This window comes from Geodermatophilus sp. SYSU D00684 (assembly GCF_054050455.1).
This window is the reverse complement of sequence record NZ_JBJGZI010000009.1, coordinates 129,742-154,950: the sequence shown is the minus strand read 5'-3', so window position 1 is coordinate 154,950 and position 25,209 is coordinate 129,742. Positions and strand designations below refer to the sequence as shown.

Below are 25,209 nucleotides of genomic sequence, written 5' to 3'. Positions count from 1 at the left end.
TGCAGGGGCCCGCCGCGAACCTGGTGACGTGCTGGAACGGTCACCCTCCAGGCCCCGCGCCGAGCTCGCGAGGCGTGGGGGGAAGGGTGGTCCTCCGTCAGCCCACCGCGGAGCGGAGGGCCTCCACGCGGTCGGTGCGCTCCCACGGCAGCTCGACGTCGGTGCGGCCGAAGTGGCCGTACGCGGCGGTCGGGCCGTAGATGGGCCGCAGCAGGTCCAGGTCGCGCACGATCGCGCCCGGGCGCAGGTCGAACACCGTGGTGACCGCCTTCTCCAGGACGTCGTCCGGCACGGTGCCGGTGCCGTGGGTGTCGACGAACAGGCCGACCGGGTGCGCGGCGCCGATGGCGTAGGCCACCTGCACCTCGCAGCGGCGGGCCAGCCCCGCGGCGACGACGTTCTTGGCCACCCAGCGCATCGCGTAGGCGCCGGACCGGTCGACCTTCGAGGGGTCCTTGCCGGAGAACGCGCCGCCGCCGTGGCGGGCCATGCCGCCGTAGGTGTCGACGATGATCTTGCGGCCGGTCAGCCCGGCGTCGCCCATCGGGCCGCCGATGACGAACTTGCCGGTCGGGTTGACCAGCAGCCGGTAGCCCTCGGTCGGCAGGCCGAGGGCCTGCAGCTCCGGCTCCACGACGAGCTCCTGCACGTCGGGGGTGAGCAGCTGCTCGATGGAGATGTCCTCGGCGTGCTGCGAGGAGACGACGACGGTGTCGACCCCGACCGGCCGGTCGTCCTCGTAGACGACGGTGACCTGGGTCTTGCCGTCGGGGCGCAGGTAGGGCACCGAGCCGTCCTTGCGGACCGCGGCCAGCCGGCGCGAGAGCCGGTGCGCCAGCGCGATCGGAAGCGGCATGAGCTCGGGGGTCTCGTCGGTGGCGTAGCCGAACATCAGGCCCTGGTCACCGGCGCCCTGGCGCTCGATCTCGTCGTCGGTGGTGCCGGTGGTGCGCGCCTCGTAGGCGGTGTCCACCCCCTGCGCGATGTCCGGCGACTGGGAGCCCAGCGAGACGCTGACGCCGCACGAGGCGCCGTCGAAGCCCTTGCGGGAGGAGTCGTAGCCGATCCGCAGCACGGTCCGGCGGACGACGTCCGCGATGTCGACGTAGCCGGCGGTGGTGACCTCGCCGGCGATGTGGACCTGGCCGGTGGTGATGAGCGTCTCGACGGCGACGCGGCTGCGCGGGTCCTGCGTCAGCATCTCGTCGAGGATCGCGTCGCTGATCTGGTCGGCGATCTTGTCCGGGTGGCCCTCGGTCACCGACTCGGACGTGAAGAGGCGGCGTGGCACTCGGTTCTCCCTGGGTCGGTGACGAGATCGTGGCGCGGGCTGCCCGCGCCGTGGGAGCAACTTACCGGCGGGACCCGCCCGTGGCAGCCGCCGGTCAGGCGAGACGGGGCAGGACGACCTGCCAGACCGCCGCGGCGACGGCGTCCTTGCTGCCGTGGGGCACCTCGGTGGCGGTGCCGTCGGCGGCGAGGACGACGGCGGCGTTGTCCGGGCGGCCGAACACGCCGCCGCCGGAGACGTCGTTGACGACCAGCAGGTCGCAGCCCTTGCGGGCGAGCTTGGCCCGGGCGTGGGCCAGCACGTCGGCGTCGGCGTCCCCGGTCTCGGCGGCGAAGCCGACCACGAGCTGCCCGGGGGCGCGCTTGGTGACCAGCTCGGCGAGCACGTCGGGGTTGCGCACCAGCGGGACGGCGTCGGGCTCGCTCGCGCTGTCCTTCTTGAGCTTGGTGGCGGCGACGGTGGCCGGCCGGAAGTCGGCGACGGCCGCGGCCATGACGACGACGTCGGCATCCGGGGCCTCGGCGAGCATCGCGGCGCGCAGCTCCTCCGCCGTCCCGACCGGGACGACGCGGACGCCGAACGGCGCGGGCAGGTCGACGTTGGCCGCGACGACGGTGACGTCGGCGCCGCGGGCGGCGGCGACGCGGGCCAGCGCCCAGCCCTGCTTGCCCGACGAGCGGTTGCCCAGGTAGCGCACCGGGTCCAGCGGCTCGCGGGTGCCGCCGGCGCTGACCAGGACGCGGCGGCCGGTGAGGTCGGCGCGCACGACGTCCGCGCCCGCCGCGAGGACCACCTGCGCCAGCGCGGCGACGTCGGCGGGCTCGGGCAGCCGACCGGGGCCGGAGTCGGGACCGGTCAGCCGGCCGACGGCGGGCGGCAGCACGATCGAGCCGCGGCGGCGGAGCGTGGCGACGTTGTCCTGGGTGGCCGGGTGCAGCCACATCTCGGTGTGCATGGCCGGCACGAACACCACCGGGCAGTGCGCGGTGAGCAGCGTGGCGGTGAGCAGGTCGTCGGCGCGGCCCATGGCGGCGCGGGCGAGCAGGTCGGCGGTGGCCGGCGCGACGACGACGAGGTCGGCGGTCTGCCCGATGCGCACGTGCGCGACCTCGGGCACCTCCGACCAGACGTCGGTGGTGACCGGGTGGCCCGACAGCGCCTCGAAGGTCGCCGCACCGACGAAGTGCAGCGCCCCGGGGGTGGGGACGACGCGGACGTCGTGCCCGGCCTCGGTCAGCGCGCGCAGCAGCAGGGCGGCCTTGTAGGCGGCCACGCCGCCGGCGACGCCCAGCACGATCCGGCTCATGCGCCCCATCCTCCCGCAGACGCGACGACGCCCCCGGCCTGGGCCGGGGGCGTCGTCACTCGCACGGGGCTGGAACGGCCCCCTCGCAGGGTCCCGCGCCGAGCGTGCGAGGCGTGGGGGCGAGGGGGTCCTTGCTCAGTTGTCGCCGGCGGTGTGGGTGAGCAGGCCCTCGTTGATCTCGCGCAGCGCGATCGACAGGGGCTTCTCCTGCGGGGCGGTGTCGACCAGCGGGCCGACGTACTCGAGCAGGCCCTCGGAGAGCTGGCTGTAGTAGGCGTTGATCTGGCGCGCGCGCTTGGCGGCGAAGATCACCAGGCCGTACTTGCTGCTGGTGCGCTCGAGCAGCTCGTCGATCGGCGGGTTGGTGATGCCCTCGGGGGCGGGTGCGACTCCGGACACGGGCGGGCGTGCTCCTCGGTTGGCTCGGTGGGAGTGAGGGGCCTCGGGTGGCCGGTCACTCGGAGGCGCCGGCAGCCTTTCCTGCCGACGGCGCGACCAGCAATCCTACCAACTCGTCGGCGGCCCTCGCGACGTCGTCGTTGACCACCACGACGTCGAACTCCCCCGCGGCGTCCAGCTCGGCCTGCGCGATCGCCAGCCGGCGCTCCTGCACGGCCGGCGGCTCCGACCCGCGGCCGGCCAGCCGGCTCTCGAGCTCCGCCCACGACGGCGGGGCGAGGAAGACCAGCTGCGCCTCCGGGGCGCGCGCCCGCACCTGGCGGGCGCCCTGCAGCTCGATCTCGAGCAGCGCCGGGGCCCCGGCCGCGAGGCGCTCGCGGACCGGGGCGGCCGGCGTGCCGTAGCGGTTGCCCGCGTACTCGGCCCACTCGAGCAGGCCGTCCTCGGCGACCAGCCGGTCGAACTCGGCGTCGCCGATGAAGTGGTAGTGCACCCCGTCGACCTCTCCCGGGCGCTGCCGGCGGGTGGTCACCGACACCGAGACCCACACGTCGGGGTACCGGCGGCGGACCTCGGCGACGACGGTGCCCTTGCCGACCCCCGAGGGTCCGGAGAGCACCGTCAGGCGCGCCGGGGCAGGGATCGGCTGGGCAGTCGGCAACGGGTGGTCCCTCGTGGTGCTGGTGTCGGACGGGTGGTGCGGCGGGGTGACCTCAGACCGTCGAGTCGGCGGGCACCTGGTCGGCGGCCACCGGATCGCCGCCGAACTCCGCCTCCAGCGCCTTGCGCTGGTTGGCGCCCAGGCCGCGCACCCGGCGGGTCGGGGAGATCTCGAGCCGCTCCATGATCTTCGCAGCCCGGGCCTTGCCCACGCCGGGCAGGGACTCCAGGACGGCGGAGACGCGCATCTTGCCGATGACCTCGTCGGTCTCGCCCTGCTTGAGGACGTCGCCGACCGTGGCGCCCTTGCTCTTGAGCCGCTCGCGGAGCTCGGCGCGCGCCTTGCGGGCGGCGGCGGCCTTCTCCAGTGCGGCGGCGCGCTGTTCGGGGGACAGGTCGGGGAGGGGCATGGTGCGTCCCATCGTGTCGTTGCCGGGGATCTGCGACCCGGCGGGTACGTGCGGTGTCGGGTGCGGGCCCGCGGTCTGGGCACCGACGATCAACCTAGTAACCCCGAATCCGCAGGTCACGCGCTGTTTGCACGACCTTTTCGATCTCCGGTCGTCCGCTCGTGACGCCCTGTGGAGGCCTGCTGTGACCCTCCGTGAACACCGCAGGTCACGAAGTATACGAAACGCATTCGTGTCGGCCCGCCGCCCCCGACGCGCCCGGACGTGACACGCCGGGCGGCGCGCCCGGGGCAGCCCCGTCAGCGGGCCGACCGGCGGCCCAGGACCCAGCCGCCGACCGGGGCCGGCACCGGCGCACCGGCGGCCGCGAGGGCGGCCCCGACCAGGTGCCCGGGGTCCCGGACGACCGACCCGGGGCCGGACGTCAGGGTCAGCGTGCTCCCGTGGACGGAGTCGACCTCCTCCAGGGGCGCGTACGCGGTCCAGCCGTACCCCGACGGCGGGCGGGTGGTCGTCCACCAGAGCACCGCGACCCCGGCGACGGCGAGGGCCACCCCGGGTACCGCGACCAGCCGGGGCAGCGCGCGCCTCACCGCCCGAGCTCCTCCGCCCAGCGGGCGGCCGCGGCGCGCAGCCCGGCGGGGTCCGGGCCCGCCGCGAGCACGTCGCGGGAGACGGTGGGGACGACGGCGCGGCCGGTGCCGAACAGCCGCCGCAGGTCCGCGGCGGAGCCGCCCTGGGCGCCCAGCCCCGGCGCGAGCACCGGGCCGCCGAGACCGTCGAGGTCGACGTCGAGCTCGCGCAGCGTGGCGCCGACGACGACGCCGAAGGACCCGGTCGTGGCGCCCCAGCAGCTGCCGAGGTCCCGCACCGCGCCGCGGTCGGGCAGCGGGTCGCCGACGACCCAGCCGGGGGTGTTCCAGCCGCGCACGGTGTCGACGACGGCCTGCGCCACCGACCGCTCCCCCACCCCCGCGTGCTGCAGCGTGCCGGCGTCGGGGTTGGACGTGCGGGCCAGCACGAACAGCCCGCCGCCGGTCAGCCGGGCGGTGTCGACGGCCGGCTGCAGCGAGCCCGGCCCCAGGTAGGGGCTGACGGTGAGCGCGTCGACGGCGCACGGGTGCTCCGGGCGCAGCACGTCGGCGTAGGCGTCCATGGTCGAGCCGATGTCGCCGCGCTTGGCGTCCAGCAGCACCAGCGCCCCGGCCGCGCGGGCCCGGGCGACGGCGTCCTCCAGCACGGCCAGGCCGCGGGAGCCGTGCCGCTCGAAGAACGCCGACTGCGGCTTGACCACGGCGACCTCGCCGGCCAGCGCGTCGACCACCGTGTCGGTGAACCGGCGCAGCCCGTCGACGTCGTCGGCGAGGCCCCAGCGCTCGAGCAGCGGCGCGTGCGGGTCGATGCCCACGCACAGCGGCCCGCGGGCGGCGACGGCGTCGGCGAGCCGCTGCCCGAACGGCGCGCTCACCGCGGCACCGACCGGGACAGCGTGTCGCCGTGCGCGGCGATGCAGTCGCGGGCGAGGAAGGGGTCGGCGAAGGCGCCCGACGCCGACTGCACGGCGTCGGCGCCGGCCTCCCACAGCGCCGCGAACGACGCCGGGTCGGTCACCCCGCCCATCGCCAGCACGTCGAAGCGCCGGCCGGACGCCTCGCGCAGCGCCACCAGCCGGCGGGTGAGGTCCAGCGCCTGCCCGCGGACGGCCGCCCCCGACAGCCCGGCCACCGCGCGGCCGGGGAAGGTCGGCTCGCCGTCGCCGCGCACCACCCGGCTCGCGACCGTGTTGATGCCCGCGACGCCGTCGACCAGCGGCGCCAGCCGGGGCACCAGCGCGGCCAGCCGGTCCTCGTCGAGCCAGGACAGCTTGGCGACCAGCCCGGTGCGGTCGTCCAGCGCCCGGTGCACGCCCTCGACGACGGCGACCGTGGCGTCCGCGTCCAGGCACAGCGGCGGCTTCACGCCGTCCGGCGAGGCCGACAGCGTGTTGGGGCAGGACAGGTTCAGCTCGACGACCGTCGCGCCGGCCTCCTGCGCCATCGCCGCGACCCGGGCGAAGTCGTCGACCAGGGCGGGGCCGTCGCCGGACCCCATGACGCTGACCAGCAGCAGCTGGTCGGCGTCGACGGCGGCCAGGGACCGCTCGAGGTCGGCCATCCACTCCTCCGGCGCCGGGGAGGGGACGCCGAAGGAGTTGACCGTGCTGACGTCCGGGGAGCCGGGCGCCACCCAGTCCCAGGGGTCGGAGACGACGGCGTCGCCCGGCGGGCGCGGCGCGAACGTCCAGTTCGGCTGCACGTTCGGCTCGTGCGCCCGGCTGCGCACCGTCTTGTAGGTGAGCACGCTGAACCCGTTGCGGGCGTGGAAGCGCACCCACTCCTCCCCGCCGTTGAGCACGCACGCCGGCACGCCGATCGGGAAGCCGACGTCGCGGCCGAGCACCCGCCACCGGCGGTCGCCGGCCCGCGGCCGCCGCGGCAGCCGTGGGCCGACCGGGGTCAGGAGGTTGTCGCGGTAGGAGCCGAGCAGGTCGTAGGACGGCGTGCGCACCCCGTGCGCGGCCAGCAGCCCGCCGTGCCCGGCGAAGAACGCCACCCGGGTGAGCAGCGGCAGGTCGCCGTCGCCGGCCTCCCCCGCCGCGAGGCGCGCGGCCAGTTCCTCCGCGCCGGCGCGCAGGGCGGCGAGCTCGTCGGCCGGCGGCGTCGCGAACCGGGTGACCCCGGCGAGGAACGACGCCGCCAGCCCGTCGACCAGCCCGCGGGCGACCAGGTCGTCCCGCACGGCCCCGACGACGCTCACGGGCGCGGCGCCAGCGCGGCGTGGACCTCCTGCAGGCTGCGCACCCCGAGGCCGCCGCGGCGCAGCGCCTCGACGCCCTGCACCGCCGCCGCCAGCCCCTGCACCGTGGTGACGCACGGGATGCCGGCGGCCACCGCCGCGGTGCGGATCTCGTAGCCGTCCAGCCGCGGCCCGCTGTTGCCCGGCGACCCGAACGGCGTGTTGACCACGACGTCGACGTCGCCGGCCAGGATCCGCTCGACGCAGTTGCCCGGGCCGTCGCTGTACTTGCCGACCACCTCGCACTCCACGCCGTTGCGGCGCAGCACCTGCGCGGTGCCGGCCGTGGCGAGCACGCGAAAGCCGAGGTCGGCCAGCCGCTTGACCGGGAACACCGCGGCCCGCTTGTCCCGGTTGGCCAGCGAGACGAACACCGTGCCCTCGGTGGGCAGCGAGCCGTAGGCGGCGGCCTGGGACTTGGCGAACGCGGTGCCGAAGCCGTCGTCGAGGCCCATGACCTCGCCGGTGGACTTCATCTCCGGCGACAGGACGGTGTCGACGCCGTGGCCGTCGACGGTGCGGAACCGGTGGAAGGGCAGCACCGCCTCCTTGACCGCGATCGGCGCGTCCTCGGGCAGGTCGGTGCCGTCGCCGGTGGCCGGCAGCACGCCGGCGGTGCGCAGCTCGGCGATCGTCTCCCCCACCGCGATCCGCGCCGCGGCCTTGGCCAGCTGCACCGCGGTCGCCTTGGACACGAACGGCACCGTGCGGCTGGCCCGCGGGTTGGCCTCCAGCACGTGGAGGACGTCGTCCTTGAGCGCGTACTGCACGTTGAGCAGCCCGCGGACGCCGATCCGGGCGGCCAGCGCCTCGGTGGCGGTGCGGATCTGCGCGAGGTCGGAGGAGCCCAGCGTGATCGGCGGCAGCGCGCACGCCGAGTCGCCGGAGTGGATGCCGGCCTCCTCGATGTGCTCCATGACGCCGCCGAGGTAGAGCTCGGTGCCGTCGTAGAGCGCGTCGACGTCGATCTCGACGGCGTCCTCCAGGAACCGGTCGACCAGCACCGGGTGGGCGGGGCTGACGTCGGTGGCCTTGGCGATGTAGGCCTCGAGCGTGGCGTCGTCGTAGACGATCTCCATGCCGCGCCCGCCGAGCACGTAGGAGGGGCGGACCAGCACCGGGTAGCCGATCTCGGCGGCGATCGCGCGGGCCTCGGCGAACGTCGTCGCGGTGCCGTGCTTGGGCGCGGACAGGCCGGCGTCGGCGAGCACCCGGGAGAACGCCCCGCGGTCCTCGGCGTCGTCGATGGCCTCCGGCGAGGTGCCCAGCACCGGCACGCCGGCGTCCTTGAGCCGCTGCGCGAGCCCCAGCGGCGTCTGCCCGCCGAGGGTGCAGATCACCCCGGCGACGGGACCCGCGGCGCGCTCGGCCTCGACCACCTCGAGGACGTCCTCGAAGGTCAGCGGCTCGAAGTACAGCCGGTCGGCGGTGTCGTAGTCGGTGGAGACGGTCTCGGGGTTGCAGTTGACCATCACGGCCTCGTAGCCGGCGTCCTGCAGCGCCATGACCGCGTGCACGCACGAGTAGTCGAACTCGATGCCCTGCCCGATCCGGTTGGGCCCGGAGCCGAGGATCAGCACGGCCGGCTTCTCCCGCGGCTCGACCTCGGTCTCCTCGTCGTAGGACGAGTAGTGGTACGGCGTGCGGGCGGCGAACTCGGCGGCGCAGGTGTCCACGGTCTTGAACACCGGCCGGACGCCGAGCCGGTGGCGCAGCAGCCGGACGCCGTCCTCCCCCGACAGCTCCGGGCGCAGCGCGGCGATCTGCCGGTCGGACAGCCCGTGCCGCTTGGCCCGCCGCAGCACCGCGGCGGTGAGCGCCGGCGCCTCCCGGACCTCCGCGCCGACCTCCCCGACCAGCGCGATCTGGTCGACGAACCACGGGTCGAAGCCGCTGGCCTCGGCGACCTGCTCGACGGTGGCGCCGGCACGCAGCGCCGCCTCGGCCACGTACAGCCGCCCGTCGACCGGCGTGCGCAGCGCCTCCAGCAGCTCCTCGGCGCTGGACCCGGCGACGTCTCCACCCGCCCCGCCGGCCCCGCCGGCCCCGGTCCAGAACCCGGCGACCTTGGTCTCGGTGGACCGCATCGCCTTGCCCAGCGCCTCGGGGAAGTTGCGGCCCATCGCCATGACCTCGCCGACGCTCTTCATCGTCGTGGTCAGCCGCGGGTCGGCGCCGGGGAACTTCTCGAACGCGAACCGCGGGATCTTCACGACGACGTAGTCCAGCGCCGGCTCGAAGCTGGCCGGGGTGACACCGGTGATGTCGTTGGTGATCTCGTCGAGGGTGTAGCCGATGGCGAGCTTCGCGGCGATCTTGGCGATCGGGAAGCCGGTGGCCTTCGACGCCAGCGCGCTCGACCGCGACACCCGCGGGTTCATCTCGATGACGACCAGGCGCCCGTCGGCCGGGTTGACCGCGAACTGGATGTTGCAGCCGCCGGTGTCGACGCCGACCTCGCGCAGCACCGCGATGCCGACGTCGCGCATCCGCTGGTACTCGCGGTCGGTGAGCGTCATCGCCGGCGCGACGGTGACCGAGTCGCCGGTGTGCACGCCCATCGCGTCGACGTTCTCGATCGAGCAGATGACGACCACGTTGTCGCTGCGGTCGCGCATGAGCTCGAGCTCGTACTCCTTCCAGCCGAGCACCGACTCCTCGATGAGCACGGTGTGCACCGGGGAGTCGGCCAGGCCGTGGGAGGCCATCCGGCGCAGCATCGCCTCGTCGGTGGCGAACCCGGAGCCCAGCCCGCCCATGGTGAAGCTCGGCCGGATGACGACGGGGTAGCCGACCTCGGCGGCGGTCGCCAGCGCCTCCTCGACGGTGGCGCAGACCCGGGAGCGCGGGGCGTCGGCGCCGATGGACCGGACGATGTCCTTGAACTTCTGCCGGTCCTCGCCGCGGTTGATCGCGTCGACGTCGGCGCCGATGAGCCGGACGCCGTAGCGCTCCAGCGTGCCGTTCTCGTACAGGCCGATGGCGATGTTGAGCGCGGTCTGCCCGCCGAGGGTGGCCAGCAGCGCGTCGGGGCGCTCCTTGGCGATCACCCGCTCGACGAACTCCGGCGTCAGCGGCTCGACGTAGGTGGCGTCGGCGACGTCGGGGTCGGTCATGATCGTCGCCGGGTTGCTGTTGACCAGGCTGACCCGCAGCCCCTCGGCGCGCAGCACCCGGCAGGCCTGGGTGCCGGAGTAGTCGAACTCCGCGGCCTGGCCGATGAGGATCGGCCCGGAGCCGATGACCAGGACGTGCGAGATGTCGGTGCGCTTGGGCATCAGGCGTTCTCCCCCGTGCTGGACCGGACCCGTGGCGCCGGGCTGACCGCGTCCCCGCCGTCCCGCGTGGCCTGCAGGAGGTCGACGAACCGCTGGAACAGCGGCGCGGCGTCGTGCGGGCCGGCGGCGGACTCGGGGTGGAACTGGACGCTGAACGCCGGGGCGTCGAGCAGCCGCAGCCCCTCCACGACGTCGTCGTTGAGGCCGACGTGGCTGACCTCGACCCGGCCGAAGGGGGTGCCGGTGGGCCGGTCCAGCGGCGCGTCGACGGCGAAGCCGTGGTTGTGGCTGGTCACCCGGACGGTGCCGCTGACCCGGTCGAGCACCGGCTGGTTGAGGCCGCGGTGGCCGAAGCGCAGCTTGTAGGTGCCCAGGCCCAGCGCCCGGCCGAGGATCTGGTTGCCGAAGCAGATGCCGAACAGCGGCCGGCCGGCGTCGAGCACGCCCCGCACCGCGGCGACGGCGTAGTCGGCCGCGGCCGGGTCGCCGGGGCCGTTGGAGAGGAACACGCCGTCGGGGCCGGCGGCGAGCAGGTCCTGCGCGGTCGCGGTCGAGGGCAGCACGTGCGTCTCGACGCCGAGCTCGGCGAGGTGCCGCGGGGTCGCGGTCTTGATGCCGAGGTCGAGCGCGGCGATGGTGAACCGCCGCTCCCCCACCGCCGGGACGACGTACGGCTCGCGGGTGCTCACGTGCGGCGCGAGGTCGGCGCCGACCATGCCCTCGGCGGCCCGCACCCGGGCGAGCAGCGCGTCGGGGTCGGTGGACTCGCTGCTGATCCCGGCGCGCATCGCCCCGCGCTCGCGCAGGTGGCGGGTCAGGGCGCGGGTGTCGATCCCGCTGATCCCGACGACGCCCTGCGCGGCGAGCTCGTCGTCGAGGCTGCCGGTGGCCCGCCAGTTGGCCGGGCGGCGGGCGGGGTCGCGGACGACGAACCCGGCCACCCACATGCGGCGGCTCTCGTCGTCCTCGCCGTTGACGCCGGTGTTGCCGACGTGCGGCGCGGTCATCGTGACGATCTGGCCGGCGTAGCTGGGGTCGGTCAGCGTCTCCTGGTAGCCGGTCATCCCGGTGGCGAACACCGCCTCGCCGACCGTCGTGCCGACCTTGCCGTAGGACTCGCCGCGGAACGTCCGTCCGTCCTCCAGGACGAGGATCGCCTCGCTCACTTCTGTGCCTTTCCGTCCAGGACGGTCGCCTCGCCCCGCAGGAACGTGGCGACCACGCGGCCGGGCAGCTCCCGGCCGGCGTAGGGGCTGTTGCGGCTGCGGCTCGCCAGCGCGGCCGGGTCGACGGTGGCCCGGGCGGCGGGGTCGAGCAGCAGCAGGTTGGCCGGCTCCCCGGGCGCGATCGGGCGCCCGTGGCCGGTCAGGCGGCCGATGGCCGCCGGGCGGGCCGACATGCGGTCGGCGACGCCGGCCCAGTCGAGCAGGCCCGGCTCCACCAGCGTCTCCAGCACCACCGGGAGCGCCTGCTCCAGCCCGAGCATCCCGGGCCGGGCCTGCGCCCACTCGCTCTCCTTGTCCTCCACCGCGTGCGGCGCGTGGTCGGTGGCGACGGCGTCGATCGTGCCGTCGGCCAGGCCCTGCCGGAGGGCCTCCACGTCCGCGTCCGTGCGCAGCGGCGGGTTGACCTTGAACACCGGGTCGTAGGACTCGGCGCAGGCCTCGGTGAGCAGCAGGTGGTGCGGGGTGACCTCGGCGGTCACCTGCACGCCGCGGGACTTCGCCCAGCGCAGGATCTCCACCGAGCCGGCGGTCGAGACGTGGCAGACGTGCAGCCGGGCGCCGACGTGCTGGGCGAGCAGCACGTCGCGGGCGATGACCGCCTCCTCGGCGGCGGCCGGCCAGCCGGTGAGCCCGAGCCGGGCGGAGCGGTCGCCCTCGTTCATCTGCGCGCCGGCGGTCAGCCGCGGCTCCTCGGCGTGCTGGGCGACCACGCCGTCGAAGGCCTTCACGTACTCCAGCGCGCGGCGCATGAGCGCGGGGTCGGCGACGCAGTGCCCGTCGTCGGAGAACACCCGCACCCGGGCGGCGGAGTCGGCCATCGCGCCGAGCTCGGCCAGCCGCTCGCCGCGCAGCCCGACGGTGACCGCGCCGACCGGCACGACGTCGACCAGCCCGGCCTCCTGGCCCAGCCGCCAGACCTGCTCGACGACGCCGGCGGTGTCGGCGACCGGATCGGTGTTGGCCATGGCGTGCACCGCGGTGAACCCGCCGAGCGCCGCGGCCCGGCTGCCGGTCTCCACCGTCTCGGCGTCCTCGCGGCCGGGCTCGCGCAGGTGGGTGTGCAGGTCGACCAGCCCGGGCAGGGCGACCAGCCCGTCCGCGTCGACGACGGTCGCGCCGGTCGCGGACAGCCGGTCCCCGACCGCGGCGACCCGCCCGTCCTTCAGGATCAGGTCGGCGGGCTCGCCGCCGAGGACGCGCGCCCCCTTGATCAGCGTGGTCACGCGTTCCCTCCGAGGAGCAGGTACAGGACGGCCATCCGCACGCTGACGCCGTTGCCGACCTGCTCGACGATCGTCGAGCGGACCGAGTCGGCGACGTCGGCGGCGATCTCCATGCCGCGGTTCATCGGGCCGGGGTGCATGACGATCGCGTCGTCGGACAGCGCGGCCATCCGGACGGCGTCGAGGCCGTAGCGGCGGCTGTACTCGCGGGCGCTGGGGAAGAACGAGGCGTTCATCCGCTCGAGCTGGACCCGCAGCATCATCACGACGTCGGCCTTGGGCAGCACGGCGTCGAGGTCGTAGGAGACCTGCACCGGCCAGGACCCGACGCCGACCGGCAGCAGCGTCGGCGGCGCGACGAGGGTGACCTCCGCGCCGAGCGTCGTCAGCAGCCAGACGTTGGAGCGGGCCACCCGGCTGTGCAGGACGTCGCCGACGATCGCCACCCGCACGCCGTCGAGCCGGCCCAGCCGGCGGCGGATCGTGTAGGCGTCCAGCAGCGCCTGGGTGGGGTGCTCGTGGGTGCCGTCACCGGCGTTGACGACGCTGCCGCGCACCCAGCCGGCCAGCCGGTGCGGGGCGCCCGACGCCGAGTGGCGGACGACGATCGCGTCGCTGCCCATCGCCTCCAGCGTCAGCGCGGTGTCCTTGAGGCTCTCGCCCTTGGAGACGCTGCTGCCCTTGGCGGAGAAGTTGATGACGTCCGCGGACAGCCGCTTGGCCGCGAGCTCGAAGGAGATGCGGGTGCGGGTGGAGTCCTCGTAGAAGAGGTTGACCACCGTGCGGCCGCGCAGCGTGGGCAGCTTCTTGACCTCGCGGCCGGCGAGCGCCTGGTCGATCTGCGCGGCGGTGTCGAGGACGAGCGTGGCGTCGGCGCGGTCGAGGTCGGCCGCGTCCAGCAGGTGCCGCTTCACCGGCCGGTCACCAGCACCTCGTCGACGCCGTCGGTCTCGGCGAGGTGGACCCGCACCTTCTGCGCGCGCGAGGTGGGCACGTTCTTGCCCACGTAGTCGGCGCGGATCGGCAGCTCGCGGTGGCCGCGGTCGACGAGCACCGCCAGCTGCACCGCGCGGGGCCGGCCGAGGTCGCGCAGCGCGTCGAGTGCCGCGCGCACCGAGCGGCCGGAGAACAGGACGTCGTCGACGAGGACGACCAGCCGGCCGTCGATCCCCGCGGGCGGCAGGACGGTGTCCTCCAGCGCCCGGACGCCGCGCATCCGCAGGTCGTCGCGGTAGAGGGTGATGTCGACGGTGCCGACGTCGACCGCCGTGCCGGCGAAGGCGGCGATGCGGGCGGCCAGCCGGCGGGCCAGCGGGGCGCCGCGGGTGGGGATGCCGACCAGGACGACGTCGGGCAGCGCGTCGCCGGCCTTCTCGATCACCTGGTGGGCGATGCGGTCGACGACGCGGGCGACGTCGGCGGCGGCGAGCAGCACGGTGGGCGCCGGGCCGCCGGACGGGTCGGTGGACTGGTTCCCGGGCAGGGGCCCGGTCGTGCCGGCCATCAGGCCTCCTTCCCCGCCTCACGGGACGGGTCGTTAAAGGAGTGGGGTGGACCGGTCTCGACCGTACTGCACCCCTCCGTGTGACCGTCGTCGCGCGTCGTGGCCCCCCAGGTGGGCGCAGGAGTCCCAGATGGCCCGCACGAGGGAAGCGCTGTTGCCATCCGCCACATGTGAGTACGCTGCGTGACGGACCAGCCCTGGACACGACGACGGACAGTGAGCAGAGACGCATGAGCACCGACTACTCACGGGCACTCGGCGCCCGGCTGCGGGCCATCCGCAACCAGCAGGGTCTCTCCCTCCAAGGCGTGGAGGACAAGTCGCACGGACGCTGGAAGGCCGTCGTCGTCGGGTCCTACGAACGCGGGGACCGCGCGGTGACCGTCCAGCGGCTCTCCGAGCTCGCCGTGTTCTACGGCGTGCCGGTCTCCGAGCTGCTGCCCGACCCGCGCCCCTCCTCGGCCGTCACCTCGACGACCAAGATCGTGCTCAACCTCGAGTCGCTGGGCTCGCTGCCCGCCGACGAGGCCGGCCCGCTCGCCCGCTACGCCTCGACCATCCAGGCGCAGCGGCACGACTACAACGGCAAGGTCCTCTCCATCCGCGCGGAGGACCTCAAGTCGCTGGCGATCATCTACGACATGAGCCCCGACGAGCTCACCACCCGGCTCATCGAGTGGGGCGTGCTCAACCCCGGCATGGACGGCGTCGGCGGCCCCGTCGACGACGAGGACGAGGCCTGGGACCGTCGCCGCGCCCCCCGCTGAGGAGACACCGCTGTCCAGCGGCAGGCCTCGCGACAGCACGACGAGACCGGGCCACGGAGTGCGTGCGCCCCGGCCACCGGCCGGGTCGGTCCGGCTCGGTTGACCGGGGCACGTGTCCGCTCCCGCCCGGGCCCGCGGTCACAGCCGCGCGGACAGCCGCCGACCGCGTAGCGTCAACTCCCCCCGGGCGCCGTTCGAGGGGCCTGTGCGCGGTGGCGGGTCCACGAGCGCGTCGGACAGCTCGGTCCGACCGGTGATGCCGAGCTTGCCGTAGATGTGAGAGAGGTGCGCCTCGACGGTGCGCACCGACACGACCAGCCGGTCCGCGATCTGCACGTTGCTCAACCCGAGGCTGGCCAGCCGAGCCACCTCCTGCTCCCGTGCGGTCAGGGACGGGGGCAGCAGCGCCTGCAGGGACTGACTGCCTGCCAGGCCGCACTCGCGTGCCAGCGTGACGGCCCGTGCCATGGCCGTGGCCGCCACACGCCGCGCGCCGCGGCGCTCGTGGGCGGCCGCTGCCTCCGCGGCGGCGTCCGCAGCGGTCAGCACCAGGCCGGCCTCCTCGAAGCGGCGGCTCAGCACGTCGAGGTCGTCCCCGTTCTCGGCCACGATCGCCCCCACGTGGTCGGCGAGGTCCTGCACGTAGGCCGACTCGCAGCGCCGGGCGAGGACGCCGAGCCGGTCGACCACGTGGAGCGGGCGCCCGAAGCGGAAGGTGGTGTGCAGGACGACCGCCTCGGTCGCCACCTGCCCCTGTTCGGCGGCGCTCCGAGCGGCCTCCCGGCTGAGCCGGGCGGCCTCAGCGGAGTGTCCCTGGGCACCGGCCACCACGGCGCGTGCGACGAGGACGAACGGGGCGTAGACGGGGAGCGCGGAGGCGGCTTCGTCGAGTTCGGCAACGAGCCCGCGTGCGGCGTCGACGTCGCCGAGGAGCGCCCGCGCCATCGCGAGCTGGGCGCGGCACAGCGGCAGGAGACCCAGCGGGTCGGCCCTCCGCAGGCCCGCGTACGCGCTCACCAGCCAGCGGGCCGCCAGTCGTACCCGCCCGGCGGCGAGCGCGGCCCAGCCACAGTGCAGGGAGGCGATGGCGTCCCCGTACCACTCCGGACCGGCCAGGTTGCGCCGGTGGAGGTCGGCCGCGAGGGACTCGAGCTCACGCGCCCGTCCGCTCAGGCGGAGCGCCATGACCTCGGCCTGCGTCAACGCCAGGTGCACGAAGGCGGGCACGCTCCTCCCATCCGGCCACGTCAGACGGGCCCGCCCCTCGGCGACCCTGGCCAGCGCCGACCGCGGAGCTCCGGTGACGGCGTGCCCCAGTGCAGCCGCGGCGGTCGCGAGCTGCCAGGCCGACTCCCCTTCGCGGGCGGTGGAGCGCACAGCCGTTGCCTGGTCCACCGCCCCGACCGGGTCGCCGCTGCAGAAGGCGAGAACCGCCCCGGTCGCCGCGAGGAGGGAGCGGCCGTGGTCCGAACGGACTGCCGGGACCACCGCGTCGAGCACGGCCTGCGCCTGGGCGACCTGACCGAGGGCGCAGGCCAGGTCGAGCACCCGGATCACCGTGGCCTCGACGCGGTCGTCGTCCGTGACGGCGACCTCTGCGGCGTGGCGGGTGAGGTCCTCGGTCTCCACCGGGGACCCGGGCCAGGTGGTGGCCTCCACCAGCGCGAGGTACGCCGGCGCCTGCCCGCCCGCCTCGACGGCGGCCCGCGCCAGGCGCCCGGCGAGGCGGTGGTCGAGCATCGGGGGGGGGGGGGGGGGGGGGGGGGGGGGGGGGGGGGGGGGGGGGGGGGGGGCGGGGGCCGCGGCCCGGGCCGGGGGGGGCGGGGGGGGGCGGGGGGGGGGGGGGGCCCACCACGCCCCCGCGCCGGGGCGGGCGGGCGGCGGGGGGGGGGGGGCGGCCCGCCCCCCCCCCCCCCCCCCCCCCCCCCCGGGGAACGGCGGTCAGCGGTAGTCGGACTTCAGCTCCCGCCCGTGGACGATGATCGCGTAGATCACGATGACGTCGATCGTGATCATGAGGACCGACCACACCGGGTACGCGGCGATGAACGCGAGGTTCACCAGCGCGCTCAGGAACGCGATGCAGACGCCGACCACGCGGGCGGCCATGTTGCCCGCCAGGAGGCCGAGCCCCGCCGCGATCCCGACGGCGCCGATGATCATGTGCGTCCAGCCCCAGACGTCGTAGTCGACGTTCACGGCCAGGCCGGAGTCCGCGACCAGGTAGAAGCCGTCGTCGAAGACGGCGATGAGCCCCTGGATGATCTGGAACGTGCCGAGCATGACGAGCATGACGCCGGCGAAGACGACCCAGCCCGCCCAGCCGCTGGGCCGCTCCTCGAGGGGTTGCTGCTCGTAGCGCGGCCGCGGCACCGACGTGCTCGTCGACGTCGCGTCCGCGCGCGAGGTGTCTGTCACGTGCCTCTCCTCCTCGGTCCGGCCCCGGGTCCCGCTGGCCCGTGCGACGGGCGGGACCGGGGCGTGTGCGGCAGCAGCGTGGGGCCGCGGCGGGCGGGCGGGCATCGTCCGCTCCGCATGACCCCGGTCACCTCCCGCCGCGGCGACCCGCCCGCCGGGAGGTCAGACCAGGCCGAGCTCGCGGGCCCGCCGGACCGCCTGGTTGCGCCGGCTGACGGCGAGCTTGCGCAGGATGCTGCGGATGTGCGTGCGGACGGTGTTCACCGAGATGAACATGGTCGCCGCGATCTCCGCCGTGGACAGCATCCCCGCCAGGTGCCGCAGCACCTCGGTCTCCCGGTCGCTGAGCTCCTGGACCACGTCCGGCACCTCCCGGGGAGCCGCGGGGCGGGTGCCTCCCGCGCGCGGCGGGGTGGTCGCCGACGGGTTCAGCCAGGCGGCGGGGCCCTGCAGGCGGGGCTGCGTGCGCAGCAGCCGCCGGGCCTGGGGCAGGGTGTCGACGAAGGGCCAGCGCAGCAGCTCGGGCCGGGCCGTCTCCAGGGCCTCGGCGAGCTCGTCCACCGCGGCGGGCGCGTGGCCGGCCTCCAGCAGCTGGCAGGCGCGGATGACCCGGGCCTCGACGACGGCGGCCGGCGCCCGGGTCCCCGTCGGCTCGGTCGGGGTCACCGCCGTCGCGTCGCCGGACAGGAGGTCGACCGTCGCGCGCAGCCGCCGGCTCCACGGCTCGTCGGCACGGGTCTCCCGGAGGATCGACAGCCCGTCGGTGACGTGCCCGCGGGCGACCGCGAGGCGGACCACCTCGCTGATCACCGGCTCGGCCACCCACCGGGGGAGGCGCGGCCCCCGCAGGTGCGGACCCAGGCACCGCTCCGCCGCGTCGTACTCGTGCCGCAGCCGCAGCAGCTGGCTCTGCAGCACCGCGAGAAGCGGCTCCGCGTGGGCGGCGGCGGCCGTGCCCGCGGCGCGGGACCGCGTGCGGGCGTGCGCCCGGCCCAGCCACTCCCGGGCGGCGGGGAGGTCGTAGCGCCGCAGGTGCGTCCACGCGAGGGCGGTCGCCGACGCCGGCTCGCGGGCGGCGTCGTCCCGCCCCTCCTGGGCCGCGAGCCTCTCGGCCTCGCCGGCCAGCTCGACGGCGTGGTTCAGCCGGCCCTCGAGGGCCTCGAGCAGGCCGAGGGAGGCGACGGTGCCGCTGCGCAGGTGCCGCGAGCCCGTCGCCTGGGCGGCGCCCGCCGCCGTGCGCAGCCCGGCGGCCAGCTGCCCGGTCGGCTCGTCGGTGTCGAGGGCCGCGGCGGCGCGCAGGGCGCCCAGCACCGCGGCGCCCTCCCGCCGGTCGTCGTCCGGCAGCGCGGCCAGCAGCGGAGCCGCGGCGTCGGCCTCGGTGAGCCGGGCGCCGGCGGGGACCCCGGAGACGGCGGCGGTGGCCAGCGAGGCGAGCGCGGCCGAGGCGCGCAGGGCCGGCCGGGAGCCCTCCCCGCGGGCCGCCGCGACGTCGGCGAGGTCGGCGGCGGGGGGCGCGGCCCCGTCGGTCAGGGCGACCGCGGTCCGGAGCACGGCGGCGTCGGGGCCGCGGAACCGCCCGGGCAGCGCGCGCACCCCGTCCACTGCGGGGTCGGTGCCGTGCGCCAGCAGGCGCGGGACGAGCAGGTCGTCGACCAGCAGCCGCGCGAGCAGAGGCCAGTCCTCCGCGGCGGCGGCGTGACCGACCGCCTCGGGCACCCGGCCGGCCGCCGCGTACCAGGCCGCGCAGGTGCGGTGCAGGGCTGCGACGTCGCCGGGGTGGTCGTAGGCCAGCTGGGCCTGCAGCATCTCCCGGAACAGCGGGTGGACCCGGTACCCGCCCGGCGCTCCGGGGGCGGCCTCGACGAACGCGTTGGCCCGCGCGAGGCCCGCGAGGACCCGCCGGCCGATGGGTCGCCCGCACAGCCGGTCCACCAGGTCGGGCCACAGCTCGGCGGTGACGCTGACCCGCAGCAGGAACCTCCGCACCGGGGCCGGCTGCCGCTGCAGCACCTCCGCGAACAGGTACTGCGCCACGCTGCCGTCGTCCTGCGCGAGCGAGGTCACCAGGTGCTCGGGCGACGCCCCCTGCGCGAGGGCGGCGCCCGCCAGCCGCAGGCCGACCGCCCACCCCTGCGCCTCCGCGTGGAGCGTCCGGGCGACCTCCGGCGACACCGGCACGCCCATGGCGGCGAACAGCTCCCGGGTCTCGTCCGCGGTGAAGGCCAGCTCGTCCGCGCGGATCTCCGAGACGGTCCCGGCCAGCCGGTACTGGTGCAGCGGCACCGGGGGGTCGGCGCGGGCGCACAGCACCAGCCGCAGCCTGCCCCCGGAGTGCCGGACCAGCAGGTCGAGCCCGGTGGCGACCGACCGGTCCCGCACGTGGTCGGCGTCGTCGACCACCAGCGTCACCGGCCGGGACAGCGCGGCCACCCGGCCGGCGAGGGACGGGACGAACCCCGGCGGCTCCGGCTCCCCGGGCTCGAGGGCCGGCAGGCCGGCGCGCGCGAGCCCCACCGACTCCAGCGCACCGACGACGTAGCTCCAGAACGCCGCGGCGTCGTCGTAGTCGTCGAGGGTGAGCCAGGCGACGGGGCCGTCCGGCCGGCTGCGCGCCCACGAGGCCGCCAGCACCGTCTTGCCGGAGCCCGCCGGCCCGCTGACCAGGGTCAGGGGCGACCGCTGCACCGCCCGAGAGAGCGCGGTGGTCAGCCGCGGCCGGAGGACGGTGGCCTCCCCCGGCTCGGGCGGGGTGAGCTTGGAGGCCAGCAGGGCGGGACCGGACCGCGCAGCGGCGGGCACCGCCGTCCCCGACCCGGTCGCGTGGATCGGTGACAGACTCGCCATGGCGCGTCCTCCCGCGTGCGGTGCAGCCCCTCCCCGTTCCGGAGCCTCCCTCTGGGCACCTACCGGGCCGGACGTGCGACCGGTCCCTCACCCAGCCTGGCCGTCCCCCCTGCGGGACCTCAGAGCCGAAGGTCACCGGCCTCCCCTGTCCGCGGAACCCGCGGTGGCGAGGCGGAGGTCACCGGAGCCTCCCGCCCCCGCTGGGGGGCGGGTTCATCCATTCCGGATGAGGGACGGCCCCGGCCCCTGCCGGACGCTGGCGGCTCCGAGGGCGGGAGGGCGCATGGTCCTGACAGCGGGCGGCGTCCCCCGGTGGCCGTGAACCCCGGCGGGCCACCGGCCGAGGGGCTGCGGCCGGCCGGGGCACCGCCGGTCTCCCCGCCGCCGGACCGGTTCGACGCCGACGGCGCGGTCCGGGACGTGGTGCAGGCGGCGGTCGCGGTGCTCGAGGTGACCGCCGCGCTCGCCCGCCTCCTCGCCGACCGCGCCGCCACCCGCCGCCGCGCCGTCACCGCCCGGCTGCCGCGGCCCGGGCGCGCCCCGGAGGCGCTCGCCCACCCGGTGGCGGCGACGGCGCGCGCGCTGGCCGGGGCGGCCGACCGCGTGGTCCCGGCGGTGGCCCGGGGACTGCTCGCCCGCCTCGACGTCCCGGCACTGGTCGGCGAGTTCGTGGACCTCGACCGCCTGGCGGCCCTGATCGACGTCGACGCGGTGGCCGACCGGGTCGACGTCGGCCGGGTCGTGGACCGGGTCGACCTCGACGCCGTCGTGGCACGCGTGGACCTCGACCGCGCCGTGGCCCGGGTCGACCTCGACGCCGCGGTCGCCCGGGTGGACGTCGACGCGGTGGCCGACCGGGTCGACGTCGGCCGGGTCCTGGACCGGGTCGACCTCGACGCCGTCGTGGCGCGCGTGGACCTCGACCGCGCCGTGGCCCGCGTCGACCTCGACGCGGCGGTGGACCGGGTGGACGTCCGCCGGGTGCTGGACCGGGTCGACCTCGACGGCGTGGTCGACCGGGTGGACCTGGACCGCGCCGTGGCCCGGGTCGACCTCGACGCCGCGGTGGACCGGGTGGACCTCGACCGCGCGGCCGCGCGCCTCGACCTCGACGCCGCGGCCCTCCGCATGGACCTCGCCGGCCTGGCGCGGTACGTGGTCGAGGTCATCGACCTGCCCGGCCTGCTGCGCGCCTCGACCGGCTCGGTGACCTCGGAGGTGGTGCGCTCCGTGCGCGACCAGGGCGCCGACGCCGACCGGGCGGTGGAGCGGGTCGTCGACCGGCTGCTGCGCCGGCACGCGCGGCGGGCCACGGCGGGCGACGGCGCCCGCGGCCCCGCCGGTCCGGAGCCGCCGTCGTGACCCGGGCCGAGGAGCGGCGCGGCACGCGGGCCGCCGTCCCGGCGCCGGCGCCGGCGGAGCACGCGGGGCCGCGGGGCGGCCGCGCCGGCCTGGTCACCCGCGCGCTGGCCAGCGTGGTCGACTTGCTGGTGGTCGCGCTGCTGGTGGTCGGCGGCTACGCGGCGGTCGCGGCCGCCCGGTTCCTCGTGAACCCGGCCGGCTTCTCCTTCCCCGCGCCGTCGTCGTCGACGCTGCTGTCCTGGGCGCTCGGGGTGCTGGCGGTCTACCTCGCCGTCACCTGGGCCGACGCCGGGCGGACCTACGGGGACCGGCTGCTCGGGCTGCGGGTGGGCGACGACCGCGGGGACCGGCTGGGCTGGGGACGGTCCGCGGTGCGGGCGGTGCTGTGCGTGGCGTTCCCCGTCGGACTGCTGTGGGTGCTGGTCAGCCGGGGCAACCGGTCGGTGCAGGACCTGGTGCTGCGGACCTCGGTCGTCTACGACCGGCCGCCGGCCCCGGTCGTCCCTGGCGGACGATGACCGCCGCCGGACCGCGGGGCAGGCTCGGGGTGACCGGGACGCCGTGCCCCGTGCGCCCCGGCCCCGGCAGCCCCGGGCCGCGACGACCGGCGGGAGGTCCGCCATGCCCACCCTGGCGCCGACCCCGGACCGTTTCACCGTCCTCGACTCCCTCATCGTGCGGGCACTGGCCGAGCTCCGGACCGCGCGGCGCGCCTGCGGCCGGCCGGGCGACGCGAGGGCCCTCGAACTGGCCCTCGAGCTGCGGACGCAGGCCGAGGCCAACCTCAACGCCCTCCTCGAGTACCGGCACGCCGCGCAGCAGCGGTGACCCGGCCGTCCCCCGCGGACGAGGCGCCGGCGGGCGACGCCGGAGCAGGGTCGGTGCGCGCGACACCCGACCGGGGAGGACCCGTGCCACTGCGTGAGGAGACGTCCGGGACGGTCCGCACCGGGACCGCGCCGGCGCGCCTCCCGTCCCCGCTGCTCGTCGCGGCCGCGCACCGGCTGGCCGCCCGGCTGCTGGGAGACACGGGGACGCGCTGGCGGCACGAGCAGGGGGTGGCGCGCCGCGCGGAGGAGGCGGCGGCCGCGGTCGCCCCCGCCGACCGGCCGCTGCTGCTGGCCGCCGCGTGGCTGCACGACATCGGCTACGCCCCGGAGGTCCGGCGCACGGGCTTCCACCCGCTCGACGGCGCCGTGTACCTGCGCGACCGCGGCTGGCACCCCGTGGTCGTCGGGCTGGTCGCGCACCACTCCGGCGCCCGCTTCGTCGCCGACGAGCGCGGGCTCGGGCAGCGGGTGCGGGACCTCGACCCCGGCGGGTGTGCCTCCGGTCCGCTGGCCGACGCGCTGACCTACGCCGACCAGACCACGGCCGCCGACGGCCGCACCGTCGACGTCGAGGACCGCTTCGCCGACGTGCTCGGCCGGCACGGCCCCGACAGCGCCACCGCCCGCGCCCACCCCCGGCGCGCCCCGGTCGTCCGGGCCGCCGTCGCGCGCACCGAGCGGCGCCTCGCCCGCCTGCACGGTCTGCGGGCCGTCCCCTCCCACGACGGGGGGACGGGCGCCGCCGGGGGCTCCAGCTCCCCCGCCCGGGCGGCCGATGGGACCGGGTGACGCCGCACCGCCCCTCCCCCCGCTGGTACCCCGCCGAGGACCCCTGGGAGTGGGCCGGCCGGCACAGGCTCTGGCGCGGGGACGACGTCGCCGCCACGGCGCTGGTGCTCGCGGTCGCCGAGCACGCCGAGGACGCCTCCCCCTGGGCGGGCGGCCAGGTCGTGCGGCTGGTCCGGTCCGTCCTCGACGACGCCTCCCCCGCCGCGGCCCGGCTGGCCGCCGCGCTCACCGGTCCCGCCGCGGCGCTCGGCGAGGTCGCGGCGACGCCGCTGGTGCACGTCCGGGCGGCGGTCGCCGCCCGGCCCGACCTGCCCGGCGACGTCGCGGCCGTGCTGGACCGGGACGAGGCGCTGCGGCGGGCCCGGCAGCGGGTCGCGGCCGCGCCGGCGGCGGACGCGCGCGGCCTGGTCGGGGAGTTCCGCGCGTGGTCGCTGGGCCGGGCGCTGCTGCGGCAGCGCGGGACGTGGGCCGGCCGGGCCCGGCTGGCGGTGCGCCTCGACGAGGAGGCCGCGGACCTGCTCGCGGAGCTCGGCCGGACGCCGGCCGCCGACCTGCTCGTCCGCGCCACCGGCGGGCGCGCGGCCCGCGGCTGAGCCGCCGCCCGGACTGCGGGACCGCAGCCGCTCGGGGAGGGTGGCGGGGGTCCCGCCCGGGGCCGCGGACCGCGGGAGGAGCGACGTGCCGGACTGGGTGACCGACGCGATCTGGTGGCAGGTGCACCCCCTGTCGTTCACCGGCGCGGAGCCGGCCGCCCTCCCGCCCGGGCAGCTGCGGCACCGCCTGCCCCACCTGCAGCGCTGGCTGGACCACCTGCTGGCGCTGGGCTGCAACGGCCTGGCGCTCGGGCCGGTGTTCGCCAGCGGCACCCACGGCTACGACACCGTCGACCACTTCCGCGTCGACCCGCGCCTGGGCGACGACGCCGACCTCGACGCGCTGCTCGCCGCCGCGCACGAGCGCGGCGTCCGGGTGCTGCTCGACGGCGTGTTCAACCACGTCGGCCGCGACCACCCCGCGTTCCGCGCCGTCGTCGAGCAGGGGCGCGACGCCCCGACGGCGGACTGGTTCCGGCTGCACTGGCCGGCGGACTGGACGCCGGGCACCGCGCCGGGCGCCGACGTCTTCGAGGGCCACGACCTGCTCGTCGAGCTCGACCACTCCTCCCCCGCCGTCGCCGACCTGGTGACCCGCGTGATGACGCACTGGCTGGCCCGCGGCGCCGACGGCTGGCGCCTGGACGCCGCCTACGCCGTCCCGCCGTCGTTCTGGGCGCGGGTCCTGCCCGCCGTGCGCGCCCGCCACCCGCAGGCCTACGTCGTCGGGGAGGTCATCCACGGCGACTACCCGCGGCTCGTGGCCGAGGGCGGGCTGGACGCGGTCACCCAGTACGAGCTGTGGCAGGCGGTCTGGCACGGGATCGCCGAGCGCAACCTGTTCGAGCTGGCCTGGTCGCTGCAGCGGCACGCCGGCTTCCTGCGCTCCTTCGTGCCGTGGACGTTCGTGGGCAACCACGACGTCACCCGCATCGCCAGCCAGCTCCCCGACGTGCGGCACCTCCCGCACGCGCTCGCGGTGCTGTTCACCGTGGGCGGGACGCCGGCGGTGTGGTCCGGCGACGAGCACGCCTTCCGCGGGGTGAAGGAGCACCGCGCCGGGGGCGACGACGCCGTCCGCCCGCCGTTCCCCGCCGACCCGTCCGGGCTCTCGCCGCTCGGCGCGCCGACGTTCGCGCTGCACCGGGAGCTGGTCGGCCTGCGCCGCCGGCACCGCTGGCTGCACACCGCGGCGCCCGAGCAGGTGCACGTGGCCAACGAGCAGCTGGTGTACGCCGTCGCCGGGGACGGGCAGCGGCTGCTGGTCGCGCTCAACCTCGCCGACGCCGCGGTGCGCGTGCCCGCCCCGGGCGCGGGGTCGGTGCAGGCGGGCGGCGCGTCGGTGGGCCGCGGCGACGTCGGGCTGCCCGCCCACGGCTGGGCCGTCCTCACCGGCTGAGGTCGCCGCGCCCGGGGCCCTGTCGGCTCCCCGGCGCGGCGGGCATGCTCCGGGCACGCCCGGGTGACCGGGAGT

The 25,209-nt window shown here is 76.7% G+C and carries 23 protein-coding genes; 7 read left to right on the top strand and 16 right to left on the bottom strand.

Features of this window, described 5'->3' with window-relative positions; all coding sequences use genetic code 11:
* Positions 1 to 97: 97 nt before the first annotated feature.
* The 13 genes from metK to pyrR all read right to left on the bottom strand — a co-directional run bounded on the left by metK (position 98) and on the right by pyrR (position 14,132).
* The gene (gene metK, locus ACI79L_RS08760; RefSeq protein ID WP_456936412.1) at positions 98 to 1,291 is read right to left on the bottom strand and encodes a methionine adenosyltransferase; all 1,194 of its coding nucleotides are present in this window, start codon (positions 1,289 to 1,291) and stop codon (positions 98 to 100) included.
* Positions 1,292 to 1,385: 94 nt separating this feature from the next.
* Positions 1,386 to 2,597 (bottom strand): bifunctional phosphopantothenoylcysteine decarboxylase/phosphopantothenate--cysteine ligase CoaBC, encoded by a 1,212-nt coding sequence (gene coaBC / locus ACI79L_RS08755; RefSeq protein WP_456936411.1) that lies wholly within the window; start codon positions 2,595 to 2,597, stop codon positions 1,386 to 1,388.
* A 135-nt stretch (positions 2,598 to 2,732) separates the two neighbouring features.
* Positions 2,733 to 2,996 carry a DNA-directed RNA polymerase subunit omega gene (gene rpoZ / locus ACI79L_RS08750; protein WP_089305624.1) on the bottom strand — a complete coding sequence of 88 codons (264 nt, stop codon included), beginning with the start codon at positions 2,994 to 2,996 and terminating at the stop codon, positions 2,733 to 2,735.
* Positions 2,997 to 3,051: 55 nt separating this feature from the next.
* Entirely contained in the window at positions 3,052 to 3,657 is a 606-nt protein-coding gene (gene gmk, locus ACI79L_RS08745) for a guanylate kinase (RefSeq protein ID WP_456936410.1), read from the bottom strand.
* A 52-nt stretch (positions 3,658 to 3,709) separates the two neighbouring features.
* Positions 3,710 to 4,066 (bottom strand): integration host factor, actinobacterial type, encoded by a 357-nt coding sequence (gene mihF / locus ACI79L_RS08740; RefSeq protein WP_456936409.1) that lies wholly within the window; start codon positions 4,064 to 4,066, stop codon positions 3,710 to 3,712.
* Positions 4,067 to 4,365: 299 nt separating this feature from the next.
* A complete protein-coding gene (locus ACI79L_RS08735; RefSeq protein ID WP_456936408.1) occupies positions 4,366 to 4,659 on the bottom strand; it encodes a hypothetical protein in 294 nt (97 codons plus the stop codon).
* The gene (gene pyrF / locus ACI79L_RS08730) at positions 4,656 to 5,534 is read right to left on the bottom strand and encodes an orotidine-5'-phosphate decarboxylase (protein ID WP_456936407.1); all 879 of its coding nucleotides are present in this window, start codon (positions 5,532 to 5,534) and stop codon (positions 4,656 to 4,658) included. Before pyrF ends, ACI79L_RS08735 begins: the two co-directional genes overlap by 4 nt.
* Positions 5,531 to 6,862, bottom strand: coding sequence for a dihydroorotate oxidase (locus ACI79L_RS08725; RefSeq protein WP_456936406.1), 1,332 nt, complete (start codon positions 6,860 to 6,862; stop codon positions 5,531 to 5,533). The genes pyrF and ACI79L_RS08725 overlap by 4 nt, the downstream gene beginning before the upstream one ends.
* A complete protein-coding gene (carB, locus tag ACI79L_RS08720) occupies positions 6,859 to 10,179 on the bottom strand; it encodes a carbamoyl-phosphate synthase large subunit (RefSeq protein WP_456936405.1) in 3,321 nt (1,106 codons plus the stop codon). The genes ACI79L_RS08725 and carB overlap by 4 nt, the downstream gene beginning before the upstream one ends.
* Positions 10,179 to 11,345: a glutamine-hydrolyzing carbamoyl-phosphate synthase small subunit gene (gene carA, locus ACI79L_RS08715; RefSeq protein WP_456936404.1), complete on the bottom strand. Its 1,167-nt coding sequence runs from the start codon at positions 11,343 to 11,345 to the stop codon at positions 10,179 to 10,181. The genes carB and carA overlap by 1 nt, the downstream gene beginning before the upstream one ends.
* Complete coding sequence (locus tag ACI79L_RS08710) at positions 11,342 to 12,628, bottom strand: dihydroorotase (protein ID WP_456936403.1); 1,287 nt, start codon at positions 12,626 to 12,628, stop codon at positions 11,342 to 11,344. The genes carA and ACI79L_RS08710 overlap by 4 nt, the downstream gene beginning before the upstream one ends.
* Positions 12,625 to 13,542 carry an aspartate carbamoyltransferase catalytic subunit gene (locus ACI79L_RS08705; RefSeq protein WP_456936402.1) on the bottom strand — a complete coding sequence of 306 codons (918 nt, stop codon included), beginning with the start codon at positions 13,540 to 13,542 and terminating at the stop codon, positions 12,625 to 12,627. Before ACI79L_RS08705 ends, ACI79L_RS08710 begins: the two co-directional genes overlap by 4 nt.
* A complete protein-coding gene (gene pyrR, locus ACI79L_RS08700; protein WP_456936401.1) occupies positions 13,539 to 14,132 on the bottom strand; it encodes a bifunctional pyr operon transcriptional regulator/uracil phosphoribosyltransferase PyrR in 594 nt (197 codons plus the stop codon). The genes ACI79L_RS08705 and pyrR overlap by 4 nt, the downstream gene beginning before the upstream one ends.
* Before the next feature lie 230 nt (positions 14,133 to 14,362).
* On the opposite strand from pyrR, the gene bldD reads away from it, so the two are divergent.
* Positions 14,363 to 14,899 carry a transcriptional regulator BldD gene (bldD, locus tag ACI79L_RS08695; protein ID WP_387986855.1) on the top strand — a complete coding sequence of 179 codons (537 nt, stop codon included), beginning with the start codon at positions 14,363 to 14,365 and terminating at the stop codon, positions 14,897 to 14,899.
* Positions 14,900 to 15,037: 138 nt separating this feature from the next.
* Here bldD and ACI79L_RS08690 read toward each other — a convergent pair whose 3' ends face one another.
* The 3 genes from ACI79L_RS08690 to ACI79L_RS08680 form a co-directional block, all read right to left on the bottom strand.
* The gene (locus ACI79L_RS08690) at positions 15,038 to 16,447 is read right to left on the bottom strand and encodes a helix-turn-helix transcriptional regulator (protein WP_456936400.1); all 1,410 of its coding nucleotides are present in this window, start codon (positions 16,445 to 16,447) and stop codon (positions 15,038 to 15,040) included.
* A gap of 393 nt (positions 16,448 to 16,840) precedes the next feature.
* A complete protein-coding gene (locus ACI79L_RS08685; protein ID WP_456936399.1) occupies positions 16,841 to 17,317 on the bottom strand; it encodes a DUF7144 family membrane protein in 477 nt (158 codons plus the stop codon).
* A 162-nt stretch (positions 17,318 to 17,479) separates the two neighbouring features.
* A complete protein-coding gene (locus tag ACI79L_RS08680) occupies positions 17,480 to 20,161 on the bottom strand; it encodes a LuxR C-terminal-related transcriptional regulator (RefSeq protein ID WP_456936398.1) in 2,682 nt (893 codons plus the stop codon).
* A 312-nt stretch (positions 20,162 to 20,473) separates the two neighbouring features.
* Between ACI79L_RS08680 and ACI79L_RS08675 the strand changes: the two genes are divergently transcribed.
* From ACI79L_RS08675 to ACI79L_RS08650, 6 genes are all read left to right on the top strand, one after another.
* Entirely contained in the window at positions 20,474 to 21,523 is a 1,050-nt protein-coding gene (locus tag ACI79L_RS08675) for a hypothetical protein (protein ID WP_456936397.1), read from the top strand.
* Positions 21,520 to 22,041 (top strand): RDD family protein, encoded by a 522-nt coding sequence (locus ACI79L_RS08670; RefSeq protein WP_456936396.1) that lies wholly within the window; start codon positions 21,520 to 21,522, stop codon positions 22,039 to 22,041. The genes ACI79L_RS08675 and ACI79L_RS08670 overlap by 4 nt, the downstream gene beginning before the upstream one ends.
* 103 nt (positions 22,042 to 22,144) lie before the next feature.
* Positions 22,145 to 22,351, top strand: a complete 207-nt coding sequence (locus tag ACI79L_RS08665; RefSeq protein ID WP_456936395.1) for a hypothetical protein — start codon at positions 22,145 to 22,147, stop codon at positions 22,349 to 22,351.
* A gap of 83 nt (positions 22,352 to 22,434) precedes the next feature.
* On the top strand, positions 22,435 to 23,142 hold the full coding sequence (locus ACI79L_RS08660; RefSeq protein WP_456936394.1) for an HDIG domain-containing metalloprotein: 708 nt from the start codon (positions 22,435 to 22,437) through the stop codon (positions 23,140 to 23,142).
* The gene (locus ACI79L_RS08655; RefSeq protein ID WP_456936393.1) at positions 23,139 to 23,735 is read left to right on the top strand and encodes a hypothetical protein; all 597 of its coding nucleotides are present in this window, start codon (positions 23,139 to 23,141) and stop codon (positions 23,733 to 23,735) included. Before ACI79L_RS08660 ends, ACI79L_RS08655 begins: the two co-directional genes overlap by 4 nt.
* An 85-nt stretch (positions 23,736 to 23,820) precedes the next feature.
* Positions 23,821 to 25,134, top strand: a complete 1,314-nt coding sequence (locus tag ACI79L_RS08650; protein WP_456936392.1) for an alpha-amylase family glycosyl hydrolase — start codon at positions 23,821 to 23,823, stop codon at positions 25,132 to 25,134.
* The last annotated feature ends 75 nt before the right edge of the window (positions 25,135 to 25,209 follow it).

Excerpts from the sequence above, each read along its gene's own strand:
- coaBC (WP_456936411.1), bottom strand. The coding sequence starts at position 2,597 with ATGAGCCGGATCGTGCTGGGCGTCGCCGGCGGCGTGGCCGCCTACAAG.
- mihF (WP_456936409.1), bottom strand. The coding sequence starts at position 4,066 with ATGCCCCTCCCCGACCTGTCCCCCGAACAGCGCGCCGCCGCACTGGAG.
- carB (WP_456936405.1), bottom strand. The coding sequence starts at position 10,179 with ATGCCCAAGCGCACCGACATCTCGCACGTCCTGGTCATCGGCTCCGGG.
- pyrR (WP_456936401.1), bottom strand. The coding sequence starts at position 14,132 with ATGGCCGGCACGACCGGGCCCCTGCCCGGGAACCAGTCCACCGACCCG.
- bldD (WP_387986855.1), top strand. The coding sequence starts at position 14,363 with ATGAGCACCGACTACTCACGGGCACTCGGCGCCCGGCTGCGGGCCATC.
- ACI79L_RS08680 (WP_456936398.1), bottom strand. The coding sequence starts at position 20,161 with ATGGCGAGTCTGTCACCGATCCACGCGACCGGGTCGGGGACGGCGGTG.
- ACI79L_RS08665 (WP_456936395.1), top strand. The coding sequence starts at position 22,145 with ATGCCCACCCTGGCGCCGACCCCGGACCGTTTCACCGTCCTCGACTCC.